This is a genomic window from Anoxybacillus sp. UARK-01 (assembly GCF_002075365.1).
Taxonomy (GTDB): Bacteria; Bacillota; Bacilli; order Bacillales; family Anoxybacillaceae; genus Anoxybacteroides; species Anoxybacteroides rupiense.
In genome coordinates, this window is the sequence record NZ_NASY01000005.1 from 1 (window position 1) to 3,874 (window position 3,874).

General features: G+C 38.5%; 5 protein-coding genes. 4 read left to right on the top strand and 1 reads right to left on the bottom strand.

The genetic code is table 11. The features are described from left to right. Positions 1–427: 427 nt before the first annotated feature. From B6A27_RS00895 to B6A27_RS00910, 4 genes are all read left to right on the top strand, one after another. Entirely contained in the window at positions 428–1,093 is a 666-nt protein-coding gene (locus B6A27_RS00895) for an RHS repeat-associated core domain-containing protein (RefSeq protein ID WP_483294905.1), read from the top strand. A 27-nt stretch (positions 1,094–1,120) separates the two neighbouring features. Continuing rightward, positions 1,121–1,354, top strand: coding sequence for a hypothetical protein (locus tag B6A27_RS00900; RefSeq protein ID WP_080859617.1), 234 nt, complete (start codon positions 1,121–1,123; stop codon positions 1,352–1,354). A gap of 201 nt (positions 1,355–1,555) precedes the next feature. Beyond that, entirely contained in the window at positions 1,556–2,623 is a 1,068-nt protein-coding gene (locus tag B6A27_RS00905) for an RHS repeat-associated core domain-containing protein (RefSeq protein WP_161491013.1), read from the top strand. A gap of 6 nt (positions 2,624–2,629) precedes the next feature. Beyond that, complete coding sequence (locus B6A27_RS00910; RefSeq protein WP_080859622.1) at positions 2,630–3,283, top strand: hypothetical protein; 654 nt, start codon at positions 2,630–2,632, stop codon at positions 3,281–3,283. A 6-nt stretch (positions 3,284–3,289) separates the two neighbouring features. Here B6A27_RS00910 and B6A27_RS00915 read toward each other — a convergent pair. Continuing rightward, on the bottom strand, positions 3,290–3,874 hold a 585-nt coding region (locus tag B6A27_RS00915; RefSeq protein WP_139788027.1), incomplete at its 5' end, for an IS3 family transposase.

Below are 3,874 nucleotides of genomic sequence, written 5' to 3' on the forward strand. Positions count from 1 at the left end.
AAATTATTATCCAAATTATTTATAAATACTATTAAAAGTCCAGATAGTTACAATATGATAATAGCGATTGGGTTTCTACTTCTTTACTGCGTCTATATTTCTGTTAAAGCTTTTCGAGGTAAAAAGTAATGAAAAACAGATGTTTTAAGTGTAACTAACAATAACGGTCTGGAAATAATCCAGTTTTTATCATTTTCCTTAATTCTATTTTATATAGAAGGATTCAGTGATAATCTATATTATTTTATTAAAATAGGTATTAGAGTAAAAATAATTAATAATTTGAGTTTTCTAAAGTATTTAACGTCCATATATTCTCATTAGGAACAGGAACTTTAAAGTTTGCTGAATAGAGGGCGCCAGGCACGTGTTGAATGACTGATCTGTTTTAATTCGCATTACTCAATGGGCATTCACGAGCGGGAAACTGAATACGGTGACGAATGCGAATGGCGATACATTCTACTACGTCACCAACTATCGCGGCGATGTCGTGCGGATGGTCGATGGAAATGGTGCGACGGTCGCGAATTACAGCTATGATCCATGGGGCAAAGTGTTGTCGGTTTCGGAAAATGCGGCAATGGCTGGACAACCGCTAGGATATGCAGGATATTATTATGATAGGGAAACGAAGCTGTACTACTTGCAAGCCCGCTATTATGATCCAGAGACGGCGAGGTTTATCTCAAGAGATCGAGATCCGGGAGACAAAGACGATCCGATCACTCAAAATGCGTATACGTATGCGAATGACAATCCGGTGATGCTGGTGGATCCGGATGGGAAGTTTGCTTGGATGATTCCTATCGCTATTGTTGTAGGACAAGCTATTGCCGATGGTGTTGCAATAGGAGCAGGACTGTACATGGGGAAAAGTTTGCCCCTTAGAGGCCCTAAAAAAGGAAGCTTAACTTTAAGAGATAAGAAAGGAAAAGTTATACAACGAAGATATTATGATAGTGCGGGAAGGGCGAAAAAAGACATGGATTATAGCGATCACGGAAATCCGAAACACCATCCTTGGGACCTCATCGACATAAATGGAAATGGGACGGAAAAAAGCCTAAAAGAGGAGGAGCAGAACCAATGAATAAAGGAAGGAGGTAGGAGATAAAATATGAGTTTAGAAAGATTAATAGAACTTATAGAAATTGGACATGATATAGAATTTATCTATAATGATGAACGTTATTCAATAACGAATACTCAAGTGGGTATTTGTTTTACAAAGTACTATAATTTGAATCATCAAGAATATACAAACGTAAGTGATTTTATAGATAATGCGTGGATTGGTGAAGAAAAATTAAAAGATATTGTATCTCAAATCGAAATCACTCATGTTTTTTAAATATTAAGTGTTCCTACATTGAGAATAATAACAAAATCGTCTGTAACTATTCAGCTTATTACTAGATAAATTCTGGAATAATCAAAACCAAAAGGGTATTTTCAATGATGGAATCGCTCTTTTTAAGTTAAGGAGTCGACATGCTGCGCATGAGGCAAAAATATGAACATCTTCGGGACTGCGAAACGTGCCTGAAATCTGTTGTTTCGTTTTAGATTAGGGGGCCAGGCACGTGTTGAAAAAATCAAAGTGTTTACGTATGATGACGCCGAGAACCTCCTTAAGGACGACCGCTACCAATACACATGGGACGGAGAAGGACGCCTGCTTTCAGTCAAAGACGTAAACGGCAACGAGGTCGCCAGCTTCACGTATCGCCCAGATGGACTGAGAGAAACGAAAACGGTGAATGGCGTGACGTACCATTATCACTATGACGGTTCGGACTTAATCCGCGTCACAGATGACAGCGGCCAAACCGTATGGGCGTTCACATGGGCGAATGGAAACCCAAACACGGTCACAAACCAAAACGGTAACACGTTCTACTATGTGACGAACTACCGCGGCGATGTTATCCGCATTGTCGACGAAAACGGCGCGACGGTCGCGAATTACAGCTATGACCCGTGGGGCAAAGTGCTTTCGGTTTCGGAAAATGCGGCCGTTGCTGGACAGCCGATAGGGTATGCAGGATATTATTATGATAGGGAAACGAAGCTGTACTACTTGCAAGCGCGGTATTATGATCCGGAGACGGCGAGGTTTCTTTCGAGAGATCCGTATCTGGGAGATTTGGATAATCCTATCACTCAAAATGGATATACTTATGCGAATAATAACCCGGTGATATATGTTGATCCAGATGGAAACAATCCGGTTTTTGCCGCTTTAGTTGGTACTATACTAAGGTTTGCAACCCCTTTAATTAGGAAATATGGTGCTAAAGCTATTCAATATGTAGGGACAAAGATAAGAAATTTTGCTTTGAAACTATTTAAAAACTTAACAGATCGCTATAGAATTACTTCAAGTTCGAGTGCTGTTGTTGTCATTTTAGATAAAAAGAACGGGAATAAGCGAGTCTTCAGCCTTGATTATCACGATAAGATTCCTCTTAGGAAGATAGGACAGAAAGGAAAAGTGAAAAATATAAAAGTATGGCATTACCATATGAATGATCCTAAAGTGCATTACGTATTTAGATGGTCTATTCCAAGTGGATATACTTTGTATGAAGAAAATTATTCCTATAGGCTAGTGTGGTGATAAACTATGGTTGCAATTAGCATTGAAGTGATGAAACCTGAACCGAATATTCATTATGAGCTCGTAAATGAGGCGGGCAATGAGCGAGTTTATCAAGTTTCTCTCTACAATGAAGATGACAGCAGCATTGAAAATATTAGGGATCTATTAATCAATTTTTTAACATTAAAAAATGAATTTCCGACATATATTTATTTTGAAGCATTTGATGACTTTGATGAAGATCTTAAATTCCATGGGGTAGATTTTCAAATTTTGAAATTGGGTCAGATAGAAAATAAGAAAAAGAACTTCTCTCCTATTTTTAAAGTAAAAGCTCAAAATATAGAAGAACTTCGGACAGTAGTAGATCAAACATATAATTTCGCGATTGCAACGCTTCCTTATTACATCACATTTACCAGTAACTTAAACTTTGATCTGCGTAAGTGGACTTTTCCCGAACAAGTAGCTATACCGAAGTTTGATTTTACAAGTCCCACCTCCTATATTTGGATAGGGTATGATGGTTTGTTCTTTGAATTAATTACAAATGAGGCAAGATATTTGGATAGTAGTGGATTTATAAAAGAGTTACCCAGATATGTTGAAGTGGTTGAAGTCATTGAGTCATATTGGTGTTATGTCAAGAAAACGGACACGTTAAACAGAGAGAAATAGCTGAACTTAGGCAGCTACTTTTCTCTGATTAGCGTAGTAAGCAGCCTCAAATTCATATGGCGATACATAGCCAAGAGCTGAATGAATTCTTTTGCGATTGTAGAAGCATTCGATGTACTCAAAAATGGCTTGTTTCGCTTCTTTCCGCGTGCGGAATCGATTCAGATAAATGCACTCTTTCTTGATTAGGCTATGAAACGACTCCATACAAGCGTTGTCGTAACAGTTCCCACGTCTCGACATGCTCACTTGAAAATGATGTTCCTGTAAAAGTTGCTGATAGTCATTCGAAGCATATTGGCTCCCACGATCCGAATGATGAATCACTCGTTCCGTTGGTTTTTCGCTGTTTAGAGCTCGTTGTAACGCTTTGATGACTAACTCTTTCGTCATTCGTGTATCGATATACCATCCTACCATCTTGCGAGTATATAAATCCATGATACTGGCTAAATACAACCAGCCTTCATCGGTAGAAATGTACGTAATATCTGCCATCCATACTTCATTCGGAGCCGTTGCTTGGAAGTTTTGTTTCAATAGATTGTCATATACGTTGTAAGGATGGTTACTGTTCGTAGTGGCTTTGAA

Excerpts from the sequence above, each read along its gene's own strand:
- B6A27_RS00900 (WP_080859617.1), top strand. The coding sequence starts at position 1,121 with ATGAGTTTAGAAAGATTAATAGAACTTATAGAAATTGGACATGATATA.
- B6A27_RS00910 (WP_080859622.1), top strand. The coding sequence starts at position 2,630 with ATGGTTGCAATTAGCATTGAAGTGATGAAACCTGAACCGAATATTCAT.